The organism is Ensifer adhaerens, from assembly GCF_002007205.1.
GTDB classification, from domain to species: Bacteria; Pseudomonadota; Alphaproteobacteria; order Rhizobiales; family Rhizobiaceae; genus Ensifer; species Ensifer adhaerens_D.
Map to the genome: position 1 here is coordinate 892,074 of NZ_LAZS01000005.1, position 20,850 is coordinate 912,923.

The window sequence follows — 20,850 nt, forward strand, 5'->3', positions numbered from 1 at the left end:
TGCGCCGAACCTCCAAAGATCGTCCCCGGCGCGATCCTTTCACGGGGGCAAAGGGACTTCAGTCTCGGGTCGCAAGCTCGGTCCCACCGTTTCGGGTCCGGTTGCTGGGGAACTTGCCCGAGACGCGAAAGGCCCTTTCATGACTGAAAACCGAAATTTCAAACGGCGCGTTCGCGCCCGTGCCGCCAAGACCGGCGAATCCTACACCACCGCGCTCATGCATCTTCGCCACGCTTCGGTGGAAGCGGAGCCTCCGCAACCAAGGTCGCTGCGCCTGGCGGTGGCGCAATCCGGCTACTTCGACGATCCCAGGGACGCAGCGGCACTTCGCCTTGCCGGCGAAGGAATCCGGCGCCTGATGCGGGAAGCGCGGCAGGCTGGTGCGCGGGTGCTGCATTTCCCGGAGGGGGCGACATGCTTTCCGAACAAGCGCATCATGTCGGCGATCGGTCCGCGCGAGATAGGCTCGTCCGATTGGCGGCGGTTCGATTGGGCGGTGCTGCGCGAAGAGCTCGATGCCACGCGGACGCTGGCGCGGGACCTTGGTCTTTGGACGGTGCTCGGGTCCGTTCATAAGCTTACCGAACCACATCGTCCGCACAACAGCCTCTATGTGATCTCCGACAGGGGGGCGGTCGCGACGCGCTACGACGAGCGCATGCTGTCGAACACCAAGGTCTCGTTCATGTACACGCCCGGAACGCTCCCTTTGACGTTCGAGGTCGACGGCGTCCGCTTCGGCTGCGCGCTCGGCATCGAGTGCCACTTTCCCGAGATTTTCGGCGAATACGAGCGGCTGAACGTCGATTGCGTCCTGTTCTCGACCTCCGGCGGCGCTCTGGCGAACGACATTGCCTTTGCCGCCGAGGTGCAGGGGCATGCTTCGATCAATCGCTATTGGGCGAGTTTTGCGGTTCTCGCGCAGCCCGGCCTGACGGCTCCTTCAGGGATTGTTTCGCCCGACGGGCAATGGGCGGTCCGATGCAGCGGGGATGGACCATCGATCGTCGTGGCGGATATCGGCAGGGACGCCGTCGATCCGGCCCGGCCATGGCGCCGGAGCGCGAGAGGTGGGATCTACGACCCGCATATCGTCAGCGACGATCCGCGCAGCAGCAGCCGCGACATGTTCTAGCAGTAGCTGCCGGTAGCATGGCCGCGCTCGCCTTGAGGTCGTGCGACTACCGGCTGCAGTCCGGCGCCGATCCGCGTTCCGGAATTTTGATTGGTCCAAAAAAGAAACCCGGCGCGAGGCCGGGTTTCGTTGTCTCTGGGACTGGAGCCTATCAGGCGGCCATGGCCTTCTGCAGGTTCTCGTCGATCTTGTCGAGGAAGCCGGTGGTCGAGAGCCAGGGCTGGTCGGGACCGATGAGGAGCGCGAGGTCCTTGGTCATGAAGCCGGCTTCGACGGTGTCGACGCAGACCTTCTCGAGGGTTTCGGAGAACTTTGCGAGTTCGGCATTGCCGTCGAGCTTGGCGCGGTGGGCAAGACCACGGGTCCAGGCGAAGATCGAGGCGATCGAGTTGGTCGAGGTTTCCTCGCCCTTCTGGTGCTGGCGGTAGTGGCGGGTAACCGTGCCGTGGGCGGCTTCGGCTTCGACCGTCTTGCCGTCCGGCGTCATCAGAACCGAGGTCATCAGGCCGAGCGAGCCAAAACCCTGGGCAACGATGTCCGACTGCACGTCGCCGTCGTAGTTCTTGCACGCCCAGACGTAGCCGCCGGACCACTTGAGTGCCGAGGCGACCATGTCGTCGATCAGGCGGTGTTCATACCAGATCTTCAGTTCCTTGAACTTGTCGGCGAACTCGGCGTCGAAGACCTGCTGGAAGATGTCCTTGAAGCGACCGTCATAGACCTTGAGGATGGTGTTCTTGGTCGACAGGTAGACCGGAACCTTGCGCTGGATGCCGTAGTTGAACGACGCGCGGGCGAATTCGGTGATCGAATCGTCCAGGTTGTACATGCCCATGGCAACACCGGCCGACGGAGCGTCGAACACGTCGTATTCGATTTCCTTGCCGTCCTCGCCGACGAACTTCATCGTCAGCTTGCCCTTGCCCGGGAACTTGAAGTCGGTGGCGCGGTACTGGTCGCCGAAGGCGTGACGGCCGACGATGATCGGCTTGGTCCAGCCGGGAACCAGGCGCGGAACGTTCTTGCAGATGATCGGCTCGCGGAAGATGACGCCGCCGAGGATGTTGCGGATCGTGCCGTTCGGCGACTTCCACATCTTCTTCAGCTTGAACTCCTCGACGCGGGCTTCATCCGGCGTGATCGTGGCGCACTTGACGCCGACGCCGTGCTTCTTGATCGCGTTGGCGGCGTCGATCGTTACCTGGTCTTCAGTAGCATCGCGGTTTTCGACGCTGAGGTCGTAATATTCCAGATCGACGTCGAGGTAGGGATGGATCAGCTTGTCCTTGATGAACTGCCAGATGATGCGGGTCATCTCATCGCCGTCGAGTTCGACGACCGGATTGGCGACCTTGATCTTTGCCATGAATATGCCTCGTAGCTTATGCGGGACAGCGGGAGCGATGTCCCTTCCTCTCTGAAAAATCCTGTGCCCTATAGCACTCAGAACCGACAAGGCAAAGCATGCTTGGCTGAAACTTTGGATGGAGGTGGACACGGACCTCGGACAGCTCTTCGCCACCGCTTTTCGACGCCTGCTTTCGTCGCGCCGGCCTTGCAAAGATCGCATCTGCCGCTATGCAGGAAGAACCGGCGAAGGCGGCGCGCGTCCACAGGCGGCCGCGGGACAGGCAAAGGCTTCCGATGGCACTTCGTTCCCGTATGCGCGATTGGCTTCTTGCCAACGATCCGGCCTTCTCCCGCCTGCGGCAGGCCTCGCGCATCACCGCGACCATCGTCGTTTCCATCCTGCTGCTGATGGCGTTTCATTACCTCGTCGCACCGCTGCCGCCGGCCGCCTTCGGGCTTGCGGCGTCGCTGTCGATCGAAGGGGGACTGGCGGTGCGCGATCGCACCATTGCCGGCCAGCGGCTCACCCGCATCATCGCGGTCCTCGTCGGCGTTTCGATGGTCGGGCTTGCTTCGGTTCTCGAGAATCACCGCTACGTTTCCGACGTCGTCTTCCTGCTGATCATCTTTCTCGCGGTCTATGGCCGCTCCTTCGGCCCCCGAGGTTTTGCCGTCGGCATGTTCGCCTTCATGTCCTATTTCACTGGCGCCTATCTGAGGCCAACGCTCGACCAGTTGCCGGCCCTGTTCTTCGGGGCGGCGGTCTCGGCCACCGTCGCGCATCTCGTCCGCACGCGGCTGTTGCCGGATGATCGCTATCGCGACCTCCTGCGCGCAACCGCAAGCGTGCAGCGTCGCGTCGACCAGATGCTGCTGCAACTGGCGGAGATCGCCCGCAAGCCCGTTCTGTCACCGGCCGATCGTCGTCAGCTGCATGCGGCCGAAGAGCGGCTGAAGGAAGCGGTGCTGATGGCGGAAAGCTTCATTCCGACGGAAAACCGGCGGCCGGAACCGCAGCCCGGCCTTACGACCTCCGACCTCGTCATCAACCTCTTCGACCTGCATCTTGCGGCCGAAAGCGTGATGGTCGTCAGCTTCCAATCGATGCCGCCGCCGGCACTGGTGGAGGCGATGGTGGCGCGCGACGGCGAGCGGATCGACGCGGAGATCGCGCGGCTCGGCGATGCCGCTCCGCGCCGCGAAGAAACGGTGAAGGCGCTGCTCTGGCTGCGCAACGTCCGGCAAAGGCTCGCCCGAAGGCTTGCAAAGCTGACGCCGGCCGATCTGGAAGAGCCGCCACTGCACTTGAGCGGCGTTGCCGCCCGCTGGAGGCCGTCGCTGAACGATCCCGCCTTAAAGGCGGCGATCCAGATCACGCTCGCTTCGGGCATCGCCATGGTGTTCGGGTTGATGCTGTCGCGGGAGCGTTGGTTCTGGGCGGTGCTTGCGGCGTTTCTCGTCTTCACCAACACGCGCTCGCGCGGCGATACGGCGGTCAAGGCGCTGCAGCGCTCGGCCGGCACCCTGTTTGGCATTGTGGTCGGTATCATCGTCGGCACGCTGGTAGCCGGCAATATCTACCTGGTGCTGCCGCTCAGCGCACTTTGCGTCTTTCTCGCCTTCTATTTCCTCGCCGTCTCCTATGCGACGATGACCTTCTTCATCTCCGTCGTTCTGTCGCTGGTCTATAGCCTGATGGGCGTGCTGAGCCCGCATCTGCTGCAACTGCGCCTGGAGGAAACCATGATCGGCTCGATCGCCGGTGCTGCGGTCGCCTTCGTCGTGTTTCCGACGCGCACCCGCACGACGCTCGATGCCGCCGTCGCAACCTGGTGCGACGAACTCAAGGGCCTGCTGCAGGCGGCGCGGGACGGGGCATCGGGTCTGGTGCTCATTACCCGCTCGCAGGCGCTCGACCGCGCCTATCGTGACCTAGCCGCCGCCGCAAAGCCGCTCGGGCTTCCCTGGCAGTTGGTGACGCGTCCCGGTCATGTGCGCCAGGCGCTGGCGATCTTCATGGCCTGCACCTACTGGGCACGGGTTTTCGCGCGGCGTGTCGGCACGGATGCGGCGCTGGAAGGAACCGATTTCAAGGCGGACATCGACGCCAATCTCGCGCTCGTCCAGACGGTGCGTGACAAGGCGTCGGCCTACTTCTACGAGGTCGGCCGCATCGGTGCGCCGGTCGATCGCCATCTGCCGATCTCGAAGGACGATGCCGAGCTGGGTCTGGAGATGATCGGGGTGTCGCTCAACCGCCTTCATTTGTAGTGGACTTTAATTTCTGCCGCATTTGTGCAAGGGAAGCGCCGAACGAAAGGCGAAGGCTAAGGAAATGGCAGGTACGAACAGCGAGCGCGAACTTCTGGCGGAAGGACCGGCGATCATTCTCGCCTATCCGCAGCTCGGCGAAAACATCGGCATGGTGGCCCGCGCGATGGCCAATTTCGGGCTGGCGGAGTTGAGGCTTGTCAATCCGCGTGATGGTTGGCCGAGCGAGAAGGCACGCTCCGCCGCAAGCCGCGCCGACCACGTGATCGACGCTGCCAAGCTCTATGGCACGGTCGAGGAGGCGATCGCCGACCTCAACTTCGTCTATGCGACAACGGCGCGCGACCGCGATGGCTACAAGCCGGTGCGTTCGCCGATCGTCGCGGCGCGCACGCTGCGCCAGCGGTTCCAGACCGGCGAGAAGACGGGCATCCTCTTCGGGCGCGAGCGCACCGGCCTCACCAATGATGAAGTGGCGCTTGCCGACGAGATCGTGACCTTTCCGGTCAATCCGGCTTTCGCCTCGCTCAATCTCGCGCAGGCCGTGCTGCTGATGTCCTATGAGTGGCTGAAGACCGGCATGGAGTCTGAGGATCAGACCTCGTTCCAGGCGATCGAGCAGCGGCCGGCGACGAAGGAACACCTGCAGGGTCTGTTCGAGCATGTCGAGGAAGCACTCGATGCGCGCAACTACTTCCGTTCCGCCGACAAAAAGCCGAAATTGGTCGAGAACCTGCGCGCGGTTCTGACCAGACCGTCCTTTACCGAATCCGAAATCCAGGTGCTGCGCGGCGTCATTTCTTCGCTCGACCGGTTCACGCGGGAAAACCCGCGCGGCTCCGGCGCTCCAAGTGAGCACAGCAGGGGTGAACACAGCAGGAAAGCGCGAGACAAAGGTGACAGCGAGTGAACTGAAACCCATCCTCGTCTTCGACAGCGGCATCGGCGGTCTGACCGTGCTGCGCGAGGCGAGGGTGCTGATGCCCGAGCGGCACTTCATTTACGTCGCCGACGATGCCGGCTTTCCCTATGGCGGCTGGGAAGAAGCGGCGCTGAAGGAGAGGGTGATCGAACTCTTCGGCCGGCTGCTGTCCGAGCACGATCCGGAAATCTGCGTGATCGCCTGCAACACCGCCTTCACGCTGGTCGGCGCCGATCTGCGCGCAGCCTATCCTGAGATGACCTTCGTCGGCACGGTGCCGGCGATCAAGCCCGCGGCTGAGCGGACACGTTCAGGGCTGGTTTCGGTTCTGGCGACGCCTGGCACGGTCAAGCGCGCCTATACGCGCGATCTCATTCAGTCCTTCGCCAGCCAGTGCCACGTGCGGCTCGTCGGCTCGGAGAACCTTGCCAAGATGGCTGAGGCCTATATTCGCGGCGAGAAGCTGGACGACGAGACCGTTCTGGCCGAGATCGCCCCATGCTTCGTCGAGATGGACGGCAGGAAGACCGACATCGTCGTGCTCGCCTGCACGCATTATCCCTTCATGGCCAACGTCTTTCGCCGGCTGGCGCCCTGGCCGGTCGATTGGCTGGATCCGGCCGAAGCGATCGCCCGGCGGGCGCGCTCGCTGGTGCCGTTGCCAAACGGTTTCGAGCCGTTGAACGGTCAGGACCCGGCGGTCTTCACGTCAGGCAAACCGGATTTTGCCACGCGCCGGCTCATGCAGGGCTTCGGACTGACCGTAACAGCAAATGCCGCTGCTGATGGGCGCGTCGGACAGGCGGAAGCGATCGGCTAGAAGAGGATCGCCAATAATATGGCGATCAGGGAAACCAAGGCGCAAGCGAGCAGGAAGTTCTTGTTGCCGGCATTCGCAGCTTGCGCCTTTGAGATGACGGGTTGCCCTTCCTTGTAAGCATCGCGCATGCGCTGATCGAGATTGTGCATCTCCAGCTGCCGTTCGATTTCGCTCTGACTCATTGCTGACCCTGGTAAATCGCTGCCCTTCCGCTTCATATGGGGACGAGTGCGCTCGCAAAAGTCAGCATGCCCAAGAATTTCAACTCTATCCTGCAACGAACGGCGTGCGGTTTGCTCTCCACGATTCGCCGCCGCGTATTCCCTGTGGGTTTTCTCAGGCGGCGCCACGCTTTCCGGGAAAACCGTGTTAGGTGAAGCCCGAATGGCGGTCTCCGCGCGATCGCGAATCATCTAAAGCATTGAACAGCTACGCACCGGTCCTGCAACCGGAAGAGCGTGAAAACGTAAAGATAGGGTGGTTCCTCGTCATCAGGGCCGCTCTCGCACGAAGAGGTGGACATGAAGGTCGGCATCGACATGGGAGCGACGTCCGAAGGGACATCGGCCTCGCTCGATATCGAGGAGCTTCTGGCCACCCGTCTTCTGGTGCAGGGCAATTCCGGTTCGGGCAAGTCGCACCTGTTGCGGCGACTGCTGGAGCAATCGGCGCCCTGGGTGCAGCAGTGCATCATCGATCCCGAGGGGGATTTCGTCACGCTTGCCGACAAGTTCGGCCATGTGGTTGTCGAGGGTGAACGGACCGATGCGGAACTGATCGGGATTGCCAATCGCATCCGCCAGCACCGCGTTTCCTGCGTGCTGTCGCTCGAAGGCCTCGATATCGAGCAGCAGATGCGCAATGCCGGCGTGTTCCTGAACGCCATGTTCGATGCGGACCGCGAATTCTGGTACCCGGTTCTCGTCGTCGTCGACGAAGCGCAGATGTTTGCGCCGTCGGTCGCCGGCGACGTCACCGAAGAGGTGCGCAAGATTTCGCTCGGCGCCATGACCAACCTCATGTGCCGCGGTCGTAAGCGCGGCCTTGCCGGGGTGATCGCGACGCAGCGGCTGGCGAAGCTTGCCAAGAACGTGGCGGCCGAAGCCTCAAACTTCCTGATGGGCCGCACCTTCCTCGACATCGACATGCTGCGCGCTGCCGATCTGCTCGGCATGGACAGGCGCACCGCGGAAATGTTCCGCGACCTGAAGCGCGGTTCCTTCGTGGCGCTTGGCCCGGCGCTGTCGCGCCGGCCGCTCAAGGTGACGATCGGCACGGTCGAGACCTCGGCCCGCTCGACGAGCCCAAAGCTGATGCCGCTGCCCGAGGCGCCGCAGGATGTCGAAGACCTGATCTTCACGCCGGATCCGGACGAGCTGACCCGGCCGATCATGCGGCGCGCCGTCGCGCCGCCGCGCCCGACGACCGACATCCTCGCCGAACTGTCGCGTCCTCGACCCGAAGCGGCCGCGCCGGTCGAGGCAAGGCCGGCGCAGCCGGAGCTGTCAGCCGAGGAGAAGGAGAGCCTGCTCGACAGCGTCTTTGCGGAAATCCTGAGCAATCCGGAGGCGGCCTTCCGCCCCGACGCGGAACTGTTTCAGGATTTCCTGGTGCGATGCCGTATTCGCCGGCTGCCGTCCGGTGCAGCGCTGTCGCTCAGCGCCTTCCGCCGCAAGATGGCGGTCGCACGCTCAGGCATCGACGCGGAGACCGCTGCAACGGAAACCTGGGCGCAGGCCTTGCGGCTTGCCGACCGCGTTACCGAGGATCTTCAGGCCGTGTTCCTGATGATGGCGCAGGCCGCCGTCCGTGGCCTGCCGTGTCCTTCAGACGCCATGATCGCGCGCGCCTATGGCACCCATTCCGCAAGACGGGCCCGTCGTCTGCTTGGTTACTTCGAGGAGCATGGGCTGATCGTCATCCATGCCGACTTCGCTGGAAAACGCATCGTTGCCTTCCCGGATCTCGGCAGTGAAACTGCTCCGGGTGATGCCAACGGGCCCGATGTGATGGATCCGTCCGCCGCTGCGGCGGAGTGAGCTGGCCTCCGCCGGCTTTGATTTCGGTCTTTCCATGACGAAACGGCGCATTCGTGCGATGGGGTCTGTCGTCCTCTGTTTCAGACCCACTCTTGAATGACGTGATCCGACGCGTGGATGCAGGTCATCTCCAGCCGGGCTGTGCCCGAGTTGACGAAACGGTGCGGCGTTCCGGGATCGACGACGATGATATCGCCTGCCTTGCCGATCAGCGTTTGCTCGCCGACCGTGAATTCCGCCTCGCCGGAATGGATAAGCCAGGTCTCCGGGTAGGGATGAACGTGCAGCGCCGGCCCCTGGCCAGGCTCCGCATCCATCAGGAAGAGCGAAATCGGCGTGCCATATTGCCCGCCTTCGAACAGGATCGTCCGCTTGGGGCTCGGCTTCTGCGCGCTACGCGGTATGACATGAAACATGCTCGCCTCCATCGGCTTGGCTGGCCGGTTGCAATGAGTTATCTTCACGAGAAGATAATATCCAAAACTATCTTCTCGTCAAGATATATTGACCGATACCGAGGTGAAGCGATGCCGAACGAGAACGAGGCGAGGGACCATGTCGACCGGCTGCAGGCGCAGTGGGCGGCCGAACTGCCTGATCTGAATACCGAGCCGATGACGATCCTCGGGCGGGCCTATCGCCTTTCCAATTTGGTGCGCCCGTCGATCGAGGAGACCTTCGCTTCCTTCGGCCTCGACCGCGGCGAGTTCGACGTGATCTCGACGCTCCGACGATCCGGACCGCCTTACCGGCTGACGCCGACAGACCTCTATACGCTGCTTATGATCTCGTCGGGCGGGCTGACCCACCGGCTCGATCGGCTGCAGAAGGCAGGGCTGATCGTGCGTGAGCGCTCGGCGTCGGACGGCCGCAGCAGCGTCGTCGGATTGACCGAGAAGGGAATAGCGCTTGCTGAAACGGCGATTCGCGCGGATATGAAAAGCGAGGCGCAATACCTGGAGAGCCTGAGCAAGGAGGACCGCGCCGCACTGGCAGGGCTGCTCCGCAAACTGCTGGTCTCGCTGGAGAGGGTCGAGGTCGTTGATCCGGCCTGAGCCGATGCCGATTGTCACGATTTCGTTTGACAACAGGGGCCGGACCCACTAAAGCCGCCCCAACGCCGGGCAGAAATGTCCGGTGTTTCATTTGACATGTCCCGTGGCTTCTCCGTCTGCGTGATCGTGAGAAACCTGTCAGAACCTTAGAAAATGGGTTCAGAGGAGGGCGTGTTTCCTTGATCCGGTTTGGAAACAGGCCGGTGTAACTGTTTGAAAGGAAATGCGATGAGCAAGCGCGAATCGTCCAAGTACAAAATTGACCGCCGTATGGGCGAAAACATCTGGGGCCGTCCGAAGTCCCCGGTAAACCGCCGCGAATACGGCCCGGGCCAGCACGGCCAGCGCCGCAAGTCCAAGCTCTCGGACTTCGGTGTACAGCTGCGCGCCAAGCAGAAGCTCAAGGGCTACTACGGCGACATCCGCGAGAAGCAGTTCCGCGCGATCTTCGCTGAAGCTGCCCGCCGCAAGGGTGACACCCCGGAAAACCTGATCGGTCTGCTCGAATCGCGCCTCGACGCGATCGTCTACCGCGCCAAGTTCGTTCCGACGGTCTTTGCTGCCCGTCAGTTCGTCAACCACGGCCACGTCAAGGTCAACGGCGTCCGCGTCAACATCGGTTCCTACCGCTGCAAGCCGGGCGACGTCATCGAAGTCAAGGAAAAGTCCAAGCAGCTCGTAACCGTTCTCGAATCGGTTCAGCTCGCTGAGCGCGACGTTCCTGACTACATCGAAGCCGACCACAACAAGATGGTTGCGACCTACGTCCGCGTTCCGGTTCTCTCCGACGTGCCTTACGCCGTCGTCATGGAACCGCACCTGGTCGTCGAATTCTACTCGCGTTAATCCGGGGCTCACGCCTTGTGACGTATCGAAAACCGCCCGGAAACGGGCGGTTTTTTTGTCAGTGCCGATCAGCATCCGCGCAACCGCGGACCCCAGCGAACATGCGCCGTTTCGTCGCCTCGATCCGCAGGCGATGACCAAGAGGGAAGCCCGATGCCCGAAGAGCAGAAGCCGCAGGATCTGCAGGCGATTATCGACGACATTCATCGGGAGCTGAGCCCACGGTTCGGTCAGGGCAAGGTCGCCGACTACATTCCGCAGCTTGCCCGAGTCGACGCCAAGCATTTCGGCATGGCGATCGTCACCACCGACGGCAAGATTTTTCGCGTCGGCGATGCCGAAGTGCCGTTTTCCATCCAGAGCGTCTCGAAGGTCTTCACGCTGACGCTGGCACTCGGCAAGCACGGCGAGAACATCTGGCACCGGGTCGGTCGCGAGCCGTCGGGCTCGGCCTTCAACTCGATTGTTCAGCTGGAGCACGAGGGCGGCAAGCCGCGCAACCCCTTCATCAATGCCGGCGCCATCACCATCAGCGATCTGATCCTTGCCGGTCATACGCCGCGCGAACTGATTGGCGAAATCGTGCAGTTCGTCCGCTATCTCGCCGATGACGACCAGATCGTCATCGACCACGAGGTGGCGCGCTCGGAGACCGCCACCGGCTACCGCAACTTCGCGCTCGCCAATTTCATGCGCTCCTACGGCAAGCTCGACCATCCCGTCGACCACGTTCTCGGCGTCTATTTCCACCACTGCGCGCTGTCGATGACCTGCAGCCAGCTTGCCAAGGCCGGGCTGTTTCTGGCAGCCGGCGGCAGCAATCCGCTAACCGGCCACAACGTCGTCTCGCGCCAGCGGGCGCGGCGCATCAACGCGCTGATGCTGACCTGCGGCCACTATGACGGTTCGGGCGATTTTGCCTACCGCGTCGGCCTGCCGGGAAAAAGCGGCGTCGGGGGCGGCATCATGGCGGTGGCGCCCGGCAAGGCCTCGGTCGCCGTCTGGTCGCCGGGCCTCAACGAGAACGGCAATTCGCTGCTCGGGTCGCTGGCGCTCGAAATGCTTGCCGCGCGCACCGGCTGGTCGGTGTTCGGCTCCTAAGAGGCTCAGGTTGCGAACACGTAGAGGGCCGAGTGACGCAGCCAAAGGCGGCGCGCGCAGGCCGATTTCCCTTGATCTTGTCAGCTGGACCGGGCAAGTGCTGGCCCAAGATTTGCCGGCGCCTCTTGCGCCCGCGCCGCCCGTACAGGATCCCCGCCATGGACCTTCCGTTGAGCCAGCCCCACGATCCGGTTGAAGCCGCGTTCGATGACGTCTCTATCGATGCCGGCACGCATCCGCTTTTCGACCGCATGCCGTCTTCCGTCTCGTTCAACAAGCTGCGCAAGCGCCTGTTGCGTCAGACCCGCCAGGCGCTGGACGATTTCGGCATGCTGAAGGGCGCCAAGCGCTGGCTGATCGGTCTTTCCGGCGGCAAGGACAGCTACAGCCTGCTGGCGCTCCTGATGGACCTCAAATGGCGCGGGCTGCTGCCGGTGGAGCTCATTGCCTGCAATCTCGACCAAGGGCAGCCGAACTTTCCGAAACATATCCTGCCGGAATATCTGGCATCGATCGGCGTGCAGCATCGCATCGAGTACCGCGATACCTATTCGATCGTGAAGGAGAAGGTGCCGACCGGCGCGACCTACTGCTCGCTCTGTTCGCGGCTTCGCCGCGGCAACCTCTACCGCATCGCCCGCGAAGAGGGCTGCGACGCGCTGGTGCTCGGCCATCACCGCGAGGATATTCTCGAAACCTTCTTCATGAACTTCTTCCATGGCGGCCGGCTCGCCTCGATGCCGGCAAAGCTCCTCAACGACGAGGGCGACCTGATGCTGCTTCGTCCGCTTGCCTATGCGGCCGAGGACGATCTCGCCAAGTTCGCGGCAGCCATGGAGTTCCCGATCATCCCCTGCGATCTCTGCGGCTCGCAGGACGGCCTCGAGCGCAATGCGATGAAGGCGATGCTTGCCGATATCGAGCGGCGCATGCCGGGCCGCAAGGACACGATGCTGCGCGCGCTCGGCCACGTGAACCCGTCGCATCTGCTCGATCCCAAGCTGTTCGATTTCCAGTCCCTCACACCGGAGCCCAAAGAATGAGCCATTCCGTCGACATCGCCGGCCTTGCCAATCTCCTGCAGGAAGCCGCCGTCAAAGAGATCCTGCCGCGGTTCCGCAATCTTGGCGACGGCGACGTCAGGGTGAAGTCCGAAGCGATCGATCTGGTGACCGAAGGTGACGAAGCCGCGGAGCGGTTGATCCGGGCGCGCATCGAAGAGGTGGCACCGGGCGCACTTTTCGTCGGCGAAGAATCGGTTGCGGCCGATCCCGCACTGCTTGAGAAACTCGCCGATGCCGACCTGGCTGTCGTCGTCGATCCGATCGACGGCACCTTCAATTTTGCAGCCGGCGTGCCGCTCTTCGGCGTCATGGCGAGCGTCGTCGCAAAGGGCGAGACGGTTGCCGGCATCATCTACGATCCGCTCGGCAATGACTGGGTGATCGCGGAGAAGGGCTCGGGCGCCTGGATGTGCCGCCCGAATGGATCGCAGGAGCGCCTGTCGGTCACCGCAGGCGTGCCGCTCGAAGCCATGGTCGGCGGCGCCTCGACCGGGTTCTACAAGCAGGAAGCGCGGCGCGAGGTCATGGCCAACATGGCGAAGGTCCGCATCGCCACCAGCTATCGCTGCGCCGCGCACGAATACCGCATGCTTGCCGGCGGGCACATCCACTTCCTGATGTACCAGAAGCTCATGCCCTGGGACCACCTGGCCGGCACGCTGATTTCGCAGGAAGCCGGTGCCTTTGCCGCCCGCTTCGACGGTTCGCCCTATCTGCCGGCACATCTCAATGGCGGCCTGCTGCTGGCGACCGACAAGGAAAGCTGGGAGACGCTGCGCCGCGAGGTCTTCACGGTCTGATCTCCACAGTCGGTGCTCAAACAAAAAGCCCGCCCGGATCGCTCCGGGCGGGCTTTTTCATGTCATGCGGCGACTGAACGTGCGACAGCGACCTTTGCGCGTCTCAAGAGACGCGCGGCGCTGTAGTTACATGTGCCCGCCACCGTGATCCATGGAGACGTCCTTGTCGCCGGGATGGGTGAAGAGCTTGCCCTTCTCGGCCCAGAGCGTCGCCAGGATCGTCACAGCACCGAAGAGGGCGAAACCGCCGAAGAGCGGCTGCAGCGTGCCGTTGAAGAGTTGGCCGACAGTCCCGCCGATCAAGGCGCCACCGGTCGTCGAAACGAAGCCGGTGATCGCCGTCGCGGTACCGGCGAGGTGACCCATCGGCTCCAGGCTGATCGCGGTGAAGTTCGTCGCGATGACTGCGAAGAACATCAGCAGCACCGAGAACATCAGGTAGCTGACGACGAAGGCCGGCGTGCCCGAGAGCGACATCACGAAGCCCGCGATCGAGAGCAGCGTGAACAGGATCATCGAGACGTGCGAGATGCGGCGCATGCCGAAGCTACGGACGAAGAAGCCGTTGGCGAAGTTCGCAACCGCAATGCCGCCTGCCGTGCCCGCGAAGGCGATCGGCAGCCAGTCACCGAGGCCATAGACCTCGCCGAAGATCTGCTGGACGGTGACGATGTAGGCGCAGATAACGGCGGTAAACAGCGTCATGCCGATCATGTAGCCGCAGGTGATGCGGTTGGTGAGAACGGTCTTGAAGCCCGAAGCGACCGCGCCGACGGAGAGCGGCATGCGCTCTTGGCGGGGCAGGGACTCCTTCATGCGAGAGAACGCCCAGGCGAAAAGGATCGCGCCGATGATGCCGATCAGGATGAAGATCCAGTGCCAGTTGGCATAGAGGATCACGAGCTGGCCGATCGAGGGCGCCACGATCGGCACGATCATGAAGACGATCATGACATAGGACATGACGCGCGCCATCTCGCGACCGCCGAAGCAGTCGCGCACGATCGCCATGGTGGTGATGCGGATGGCGGCCGCACCGATGCCCTGAACGAAGCGCAGGATGAGCAGCGTCTCGAAGCTCTGCGTAAGCGCGGCCGCAAACATCGATACGGTGAAGAAGGCGAGGCCGCCGAGCAGCACCTTGCGGCGGCCGAAGGCGTCGGAGAGGCTGCCGAAGAAGATCTGCGAAATGCCGAAGCCGAGGAAGAAGACGCCGATCACCAGCTGGCTGTCGTTGGTGTTGGCAACGTTCAGGGACTGGCCGATGGCCGGCAGCGCCGGAAGCATGCTGTCGATGGCGATGGCGACGCTCGCCGTCATGACGGCGATGGTGATGATGAACTCGACGATGCCCATGTTGAGGCGCTGAGCCCCGGAAACGCCGTCGACATGTTCGGATTGATTGGTGATGGTGGACATTGGGAAAACCCGTAAATTCAATCTTTGGAAATACTGGCCGACAGTTTAGAGCGCTACAGCGACCTTTACGCGTCTTCAGAGACGCGTGGCGCTGTAGAGATCAGCCGGCCGGCTGATGGTGTGGTTTGAACAGCTTGCCGCGCTCGGCAATCAGAACGAAAACAAGGCCGATGGCCGCGACGGTGAAGTAGCCGGTGGCAAGCGGGGTGGCCGTGCCGTCGAAGGACTGGCCGATGAAGGCTCCGATCACGCTCCCGCCGATCGTTTGCACGAAACCGAGGACCGAGGAGGCAGTGCCGGCCACGTGGCCGAGCGGCTCCATGGCCATGGCGTTGAAGTTCGGCGCGATCAGCCCGAACTGGAACATCGTAGCGCAATAGAGGACCACGAAGACCGGGAAGGGCAGCGGCGCATAGAGAGAGGCCGACATCCAGATGAAGCTTGCCAGCGTAAAGCCGCAGAGTGCCGCATGGGACAGCGGCCGCATGCCGAAGCGGCGGACGAGGCGGGAGTTGGTAAAGGAAGCAACCGCCATCATACTCGCGAAAGCCGCAAAGACAAGCGGAAACCACACGCCCAGATCGTAAACGCCGACGAGCACCTGCTGCGCCGAGTTGATGAAGCCGAACAGGGCGCCGAGGATAACCGAGGTCGCGAGCGTATAAAGCAGCGACAGCCGGTTGGTCAGCACGATGCGGAAGCCGCTGAGGATCACCGACGGCGTGAAGGCGCGGCGGTGCGCCGGATCAAGCGTTTCGCCGAGCTTCGACAGTACGATGGCGATGTTCATCACGGCATAAAGCGCGACGATGACAAAGATCATGTGCCATTCGGCAAAGCTGATGATGAGCTGGCCGATCGACGGGGCGATGACCGGCACGATCATGAACACCATCATGACAAGCGACATCACCTCGGCCATCTGCCGGCCGCCGTAGACGTCGCGAACGATCGAGATCGTGATGACGCGTGTCGCGGCCGCACCAGCACCCTGCATGAAGCGCAGGGCGAGCATGAGACCGAAGGTCGGCACGACGGCGATTGCGACCGCACAGACGGCATAGAGGGCAAGGCCGGCGACAAGCGGGGGCTTGCGCCCGAAGCGGTCCGACAGCGGACCGAAGAACAGCTGCGCCACGCCCATGCCGAGCAGATAGGCGGTAATGATGTATTGCCGCTCGTTCTCGTCGACGACGCCGAGGCTTGCGCCGATTTCCTGAAGGCCCGGCAGCATGATGTCGATCGAGATAGCGTTCGTCGCCATCAGCGTCGCCATCAGCGCGATGAACTGGAATTTCGTGAGGCCGGGCAGGGCGTCGTCGTTGGTCGTGCTTGTCATTTCAAAAGTCCTAGCGGCGCGCAGCGCGCCAAGCGAAACAGGTCTGGGTCCGGACGGCGCCGGAAAAAGAAGGATGTCGGCTGGCTTAATTGCCGGTCGGCATGGGGATGTCAGGCAGGAGCGACCGGGCAGCCGCACCGTATGGACCGGGCCTGCATGAAACGGGAGCATCGATCGGCAGCGACGGGGGCATTTCCGTGCCGGGAAGGCCGGAGGGGGAACCGCTGCTGCTTATGCCGAACGATCGCGACTGCTTCATGACAGGCCGAAAACTCGGCCCCAGGCTTCGCTTCAGAACGCCGGAAACGTTACAGGAAAGAAGCCTGCTTCAACAAACATTCAAACGGTCATTGCGCGAACTGAGCGCGCAAAGCCTTCGGAAAGACAACGAAAATCGAAATCCGGACGGATGTCCGAATCAAAAAAAGGCGGTTGCCCGCCTTCTCCGATGGATCGGGACAAGGCGTCCTTGAGTTAGGCGGCGGCGCCCTTGACGGCGATACCCTGCTCCGAAAGGTGGGACTGCAGTTCGCCGGCCTGGAACATCTCGCGCACGATGTCGCAACCGCCGACAAATTCGCCCTTCACGTAGAGCTGCGGGATCGTCGGCCAGCTGGAGTAGTCTTTGATACCCTGGCGCAGGTCTGCGTCGGCGAGCACGTTGATGCCCTTGTAGTCGACGCCGATATAATCGAGAATCTGGACCACCTGACCGGAGAAGCCACACTGCGGGAACTGCGGTGTACCCTTCATGAAGAGCACCACATCGTTCGTCTTGACTTCGTTGTCGATGAATTCGTGAATTCCGCTCATCCTGTCTTCCTTCCTGCGCCGGCTTCAAGGGCCGGATATCGATTGGGCCTTAGATAGCATGCATATCGGTGATTTTCACCACCCAATCGCAACAAATATTGATGGGCCTCAAGATGTGGTTTTAATACCACTCAAGCCGTGCGGCGCCGGGTCTTGCTGCGCGCCGCCGTGGTTTTCCGCCGGCTGACCTGCTTCTTCGCCGGCTTGCGGATCGCGGCTTCGAGGATATCCGCGAGGATGCCGCCGCCAGAGGCCGCCGGCCGCGTCCGGCGCTTCGTCCGCTTGGTGGTCGTGCGCTTGAGGCCGGTCTTCCGCAGAATTTCCTTCAGCGCGCTGTCGACGATGCCACTGACGAGTTCCTTGATCAGGTCAGCCACGGCCTGCTTACTCCGGCGCGCTCGTCTGCAGGGCAAGCGCATGCAGCACGCCGCCCATATTGCCCTTCAAGGCATTGTAGACCATCTGATGCTGCTGCACGCGGCTCTTGCCACGAAACGCCTCGGCCACGACTTCGGCGGCATAGTGGTCGCCGTCACCGGCCAGATCGCGGATCGTGACCTTGGCTCCGGGAATCCCCGCCTTGATCATGTCTTCGATGTCGCCTGGTGTCATGGGCATGATACGCCAACTCCCTTTTTATTCTGCAACGTCAGCAGCCTGCCGACGTTGTCCATGAAACAAGGGAACCACGATTCAGGGGCGGAACGCAATTGCTGAATTGGGTGAGGGAAGCCAATCGGCGGAAGGCAGAGCCGATCAACGGCATGCGTTCAAGTCCGCCTGCAAAGGCTTTGCCACGGCTTGAAAAAAAGCGGAACGGGAGCCGCCAACCGCGGCTCCCGTTGCTTGTTCTTAGTTCTCGGGGGCGAGATCGCCCTGCATGAACTCGGGGAACCAGCCCTCATGCGCCGAACGCAGATCTGCGACCGAAACTGCCTTGGCATCGCCGAGCTTGACGGCATCGCCGCCGGTCTTGCCGATGACAGGGAGCGAGACGCCGGCGGCCTTTGCGCGATCGGCAACCGCGTCGAGCGCGCCGGCGGCGACCGTCAGGACGTAGCGGGCCTGGTCTTCGCCGTAGAAGGTAGCGATCGGATCATGGCCGGCGACGGCGTCGACCGAGGCGCCGATGCCCGATGCCATCGCCATTTCGGCAACGGCGAGCGCGAGACCGCCCGACGAGCAGTCGTGAACGGCGGTCACGAGACCATCGACGATGAGACCGCGGACGAAATCGCCGACCTTGCGCTCATGCGCCAGATCGACATGCGGCGCCGGGCCGTCGGTGCGGCCGTGAACGTCACGCATATAGACCGACTGGGCGATGTGCGAACCGAGACCGGCCGGTGCGCCGGCAAGCAGGATCGTTTCGCCTTCCGCGGCAAAGCGGATGCGCGCCATCTTCGACCAGTCCTTGATCAGGCCGACGCCGCCGATCGTCGGGGTCGGCAGGATCGCCTGGCCGTTGGTCTCGTTGTAGAGCGAGACGTTGCCCGACACGATCGGGAAATCGAGCGCGGTGCAGGCCTCGCCGATGCCCTTGATGGCATGAACCAGCTGGCTCATGATCTCAGGACGTTCCGGATTGCCGAAGTTGAGGTTGTCGGTGGCCGCCAGCGGCAGTGCGCCGGTTGCCGTCAGGTTGCGCCAGCATTCGGCAACAGCCTGCTTGCCGCCTTCGTAAGCATCGGCTTCTACGTAACGCGGAGTGACGTCGGAGGAGAAGGCAAGCGCCTTTGAAGCATGGCCCTCGACGCGCACAACGCCAGCGTCGCCGCCCGGAAGCTGCAGCGAATTGCCCTGGATCAGTGTGTCGTACTGCTCGTAGACCCAGCGGCGCGAGGAATTGTTGGCCGAACCGACGAGCTTGACGAGCGCATCGGCGACATCGACAGCCGGGATGTCGTTGGTCGCGAGCGGAGCCGCGGTCTTGGCAGGCGTCCAAGGACGATCATATTCCGGAGCTTCGTCGCCCAGTTCCTTGATCGGCAGGTTTGCGACTTCCTCGCCCTGGTGCAGGATGCGGAAGCGCAGGTCGTCGGTGGTCTTGCCGACGATCGCGAAATCGAGGCCCCACTTGACGAAGATCGCCTTGGCGACCTCTTCCTTGGCGGGCTCCAGCACCATGAGCATGCGCTCCTGGCTCTCCGACAGCATCATTTCGTAAGCGGTCATACGCTCTTCGCGCACCGGAACGGTGTCGAGATTGAGTTCGATGCCGAGGTCGCCCTTGGCGCCCATTTCGACGGCCGAGCAGGTGAGGCCGGCTGCACCCATGTCCTGGATGGCGATGACGGCGCCTGTTGTCATCAGCTCGAGGCAGGCTTCGAGCAGGCACTTCTCGGTGAAGGGGTCGCCGACCTGAACGGTCGGACGCTTCTCTTCGATCGACTCGTCGAATTCGGCCGACGCCATGGTTGCGCCACCGACGCCATCGCGGCCGGTCTTGGCGCCGAGATAGACGACCGGAAGGCCGACGCCTTCGGCCTTGGAATAGAAGATGGCGTCGCTCTTGGCGAGACCGGCGGCAAAGGCATTGACGAGGATGTTGCCGTTGTAGCGGGCGTCGAACTCGACCTCGCCGCCGACGGTCGGAACACCGAAGGAATTACCGTAACCGCCGACGCCGGCAACGACGCCGGAAACGAGGTGGCGGGTCTTCGGGTGATCCGGCGCGCCGAAGCGCAGCGCATTCATCGCCGCCACCGGACGCGCGCCCATGGTGAACACGTCGCGCAGGATGCCGCCGACGCCGGTGGCAGCGCCCTGGTAGGGCTCGATATAGGACGGGTGGTTGTGGCTCTCCATCTTGAAGACGACGCAATCGCCGTCATCGATGTCGACGACGCCGGCGTTTTCGCCCGGACCCTGGATAACGCGCGGGCCCTTGGTCGGCAGCGTGCGCAGCCATTTCTTCGAGGACTTGTAGGAGCAGTGCTCGTTCCACATGGCGGAGAAGATGCCGAGCTCGGTAAAGGTCGGCTCGCGCCCGATCAGGCCGAGGATGCGCTCGTATTCGTCAGGCTTCAGCCCGTGCGATGCGATGAGGTCCGGGGTGATGGGGCGGGTGTTGGAAATCGTCATCGTCGACCGTCAAATCCTTCGGGCGGCGCGCAATCCACGAAAGAGGAATATGGCGCGTGCGAACCGCAACAGAAACAGGGGGCGCTTTGCGGCTTCTTTAGCCTATGCTGCGGCGCGGCGCGACAGAAAAATACGGGCGATCAACAGCGGTTGACGCCCTTACGGCACTTTGCCGAAGGCTACGGCAGGACGCGGCCCTAGAACTTGTAGCCGAGCGCGAGGCCGGCGCGTGTCAGGCCGTTGTTGGGACCGTCGCACAGATTGGCATGCGACGCATGTTCCACAGTCGCCGAAACGTTCCAATGCTCGTCGAGGCGCACGCCGGCGGCGGCGTATTCGCGAAAGAGCAAGCGGCAGCCGAGTTGCGGACCGGAACCGTTGGGATCGTCGAGATCGCCATCGTGAACCGTGCCGCCCGCGCCGAACTCCACGAAGAGGCGCTGCGTCATGTCGAAGGTCCAGCTCAAACCGGCATAGGCCTGGTTGACGCCATTCGACGAGGTGGCCACAGCTGCGCCGGTATAGACGCGCGGACGCAGCAGCTTGTCGCCAAGATCGGCTGCACCATCGGCATCGAACGGATCGAAGTAGACCGTGAATGACGGAAAGACCCCGTCCTCCTGCTTGTCGCCACTGGCGATCGACGTCGCTACGCCAAAGCGCATTTCGTCGAAGATCTGCTCCGCAGCCGAGGCGGGTGCGGCGATCAGCGTGGTTGTGATGAGAAGAAGGCAGGCGATGCGGCGTGACTGGGCAAGACTGAGCGATAGCGGCATGCGGAATCCTTGAGAC

The 20,850-nt window shown here is 62.9% G+C and carries 21 protein-coding genes; 11 read left to right on the forward strand and 10 right to left on the reverse strand.

The window, feature by feature from the left end; translation table 11 throughout:
• Positions 1-139: 139 nt before the first annotated feature.
• Positions 140-1,135, forward strand: a complete 996-nt coding sequence (locus XB14_RS08130) for a carbon-nitrogen hydrolase family protein (protein WP_077961120.1) — start codon at positions 140-142, stop codon at positions 1,133-1,135.
• Between the two features lie 151 nt (positions 1,136-1,286).
• Here the strand turns inward: XB14_RS08130 and XB14_RS08135 are convergent, their stop codons facing one another.
• Positions 1,287-2,501, reverse strand: a complete 1,215-nt coding sequence (locus tag XB14_RS08135; protein ID WP_043614565.1) for an NADP-dependent isocitrate dehydrogenase — start codon at positions 2,499-2,501, stop codon at positions 1,287-1,289.
• A 278-nt stretch (positions 2,502-2,779) separates the two neighbouring features.
• Here XB14_RS08135 and XB14_RS08140 point away from each other — a divergent pair, with 278 nt between their 5' ends.
• The 3 genes from XB14_RS08140 to murI all read left to right on the forward strand — a co-directional run bounded on the left by XB14_RS08140 (position 2,780) and on the right by murI (position 6,498).
• Positions 2,780-4,756: an FUSC family protein gene (locus XB14_RS08140; RefSeq protein ID WP_077961924.1), complete on the forward strand. Its 1,977-nt coding sequence runs from the start codon at positions 2,780-2,782 to the stop codon at positions 4,754-4,756.
• Positions 4,757-4,820: 64 nt separating this feature from the next.
• Positions 4,821-5,666, forward strand: coding sequence for an RNA methyltransferase (locus XB14_RS08145; RefSeq protein WP_077961121.1), 846 nt, complete (start codon positions 4,821-4,823; stop codon positions 5,664-5,666).
• Positions 5,653-6,498 carry a glutamate racemase gene (gene murI / locus XB14_RS08150; protein WP_077961122.1) on the forward strand — a complete coding sequence of 282 codons (846 nt, stop codon included), beginning with the start codon at positions 5,653-5,655 and terminating at the stop codon, positions 6,496-6,498. Before XB14_RS08145 ends, murI begins: the two co-directional genes overlap by 14 nt.
• Here the strand turns inward: murI and XB14_RS32600 are convergent.
• On the reverse strand, positions 6,495-6,911 hold the full coding sequence (locus XB14_RS32600; RefSeq protein WP_143348288.1) for a hypothetical protein: 417 nt from the start codon (positions 6,909-6,911) through the stop codon (positions 6,495-6,497). The genes murI and XB14_RS32600 overlap by 4 nt on opposite strands.
• 108 nt (positions 6,912-7,019) lie before the next feature.
• Here XB14_RS32600 and XB14_RS08160 point away from each other — a divergent pair, with 108 nt between their 5' ends.
• Positions 7,020-8,537, forward strand: a complete 1,518-nt coding sequence (locus XB14_RS08160) for an ATP-binding protein (protein WP_077961124.1) — start codon at positions 7,020-7,022, stop codon at positions 8,535-8,537.
• A gap of 80 nt (positions 8,538-8,617) precedes the next feature.
• Here XB14_RS08160 and XB14_RS08165 read toward each other — a convergent pair whose 3' ends face one another.
• Positions 8,618-8,953, reverse strand: a complete 336-nt coding sequence (locus XB14_RS08165) for a cupin domain-containing protein (RefSeq protein ID WP_077961925.1) — start codon at positions 8,951-8,953, stop codon at positions 8,618-8,620.
• A gap of 111 nt (positions 8,954-9,064) precedes the next feature.
• On the opposite strand from XB14_RS08165, the gene XB14_RS08170 reads away from it, so the two are divergent.
• The 5 genes from XB14_RS08170 to XB14_RS08190 all read left to right on the forward strand — a co-directional run bounded on the left by XB14_RS08170 (position 9,065) and on the right by XB14_RS08190 (position 13,403).
• Positions 9,065-9,592 (forward strand): MarR family winged helix-turn-helix transcriptional regulator, encoded by a 528-nt coding sequence (locus XB14_RS08170; RefSeq protein WP_077961125.1) that lies wholly within the window; start codon positions 9,065-9,067, stop codon positions 9,590-9,592.
• Positions 9,593-9,820: 228 nt separating this feature from the next.
• The gene (gene rpsD / locus XB14_RS08175) at positions 9,821-10,438 is read left to right on the forward strand and encodes a 30S ribosomal protein S4 (RefSeq protein ID WP_077961126.1); all 618 of its coding nucleotides are present in this window, start codon (positions 9,821-9,823) and stop codon (positions 10,436-10,438) included.
• 153 nt (positions 10,439-10,591) lie between these two features.
• Positions 10,592-11,539 carry a glutaminase gene (locus tag XB14_RS08180; RefSeq protein WP_077961127.1) on the forward strand — a complete coding sequence of 316 codons (948 nt, stop codon included), beginning with the start codon at positions 10,592-10,594 and terminating at the stop codon, positions 11,537-11,539.
• A gap of 158 nt (positions 11,540-11,697) precedes the next feature.
• Entirely contained in the window at positions 11,698-12,582 is an 885-nt protein-coding gene (gene ttcA, locus XB14_RS08185; RefSeq protein WP_077961128.1) for a tRNA 2-thiocytidine(32) synthetase TtcA, read from the forward strand.
• Complete coding sequence (locus XB14_RS08190) at positions 12,579-13,403, forward strand: inositol monophosphatase family protein (protein WP_077961129.1); 825 nt, start codon at positions 12,579-12,581, stop codon at positions 13,401-13,403. Before ttcA ends, XB14_RS08190 begins: the two co-directional genes overlap by 4 nt.
• A 126-nt stretch (positions 13,404-13,529) precedes the next feature.
• On the opposite strand, the gene XB14_RS08195 is transcribed toward XB14_RS08190, so the two are convergent.
• The 6 genes from XB14_RS08195 to purL all read right to left on the reverse strand — a co-directional run bounded on the left by XB14_RS08195 (position 13,530) and on the right by purL (position 20,058).
• Positions 13,530-14,822 carry a multidrug effflux MFS transporter gene (locus XB14_RS08195; protein ID WP_077961130.1) on the reverse strand — a complete coding sequence of 431 codons (1,293 nt, stop codon included), beginning with the start codon at positions 14,820-14,822 and terminating at the stop codon, positions 13,530-13,532.
• 100 nt (positions 14,823-14,922) lie between these two features.
• A complete protein-coding gene (locus tag XB14_RS08200; RefSeq protein ID WP_077961131.1) occupies positions 14,923-16,161 on the reverse strand; it encodes a multidrug effflux MFS transporter in 1,239 nt (412 codons plus the stop codon).
• Positions 16,162-16,635: 474 nt separating this feature from the next.
• Positions 16,636-16,974, reverse strand: a complete 339-nt coding sequence (grxD, locus tag XB14_RS08205; protein WP_043614534.1) for a Grx4 family monothiol glutaredoxin — start codon at positions 16,972-16,974, stop codon at positions 16,636-16,638.
• A gap of 131 nt (positions 16,975-17,105) precedes the next feature.
• On the reverse strand, positions 17,106-17,351 hold the full coding sequence (locus XB14_RS08210; protein WP_077961132.1) for a hypothetical protein: 246 nt from the start codon (positions 17,349-17,351) through the stop codon (positions 17,106-17,108).
• Between the two features lie 7 nt (positions 17,352-17,358).
• Entirely contained in the window at positions 17,359-17,592 is a 234-nt protein-coding gene (locus tag XB14_RS08215) for a BolA family protein (protein WP_034794447.1), read from the reverse strand.
• 234 nt (positions 17,593-17,826) lie between these two features.
• Positions 17,827-20,058, reverse strand: coding sequence for a phosphoribosylformylglycinamidine synthase subunit PurL (gene purL / locus XB14_RS08220; RefSeq protein ID WP_077961133.1), 2,232 nt, complete (start codon positions 20,056-20,058; stop codon positions 17,827-17,829).
• On the opposite strand from purL, the gene XB14_RS33135 reads away from it, so the two are divergent.
• A complete protein-coding gene (locus XB14_RS33135; RefSeq protein WP_162768892.1) occupies positions 20,045-20,212 on the forward strand; it encodes a hypothetical protein in 168 nt (55 codons plus the stop codon). The genes purL and XB14_RS33135 overlap by 14 nt on opposite strands.
• A gap of 43 nt (positions 20,213-20,255) precedes the next feature.
• Here the strand turns inward: XB14_RS33135 and XB14_RS08225 are convergent, their stop codons facing one another.
• Complete coding sequence (locus XB14_RS08225) at positions 20,256-20,834, reverse strand: acyloxyacyl hydrolase (RefSeq protein ID WP_143348289.1); 579 nt, start codon at positions 20,832-20,834, stop codon at positions 20,256-20,258.
• Positions 20,835-20,850: the final 16 nt, after the last annotated feature.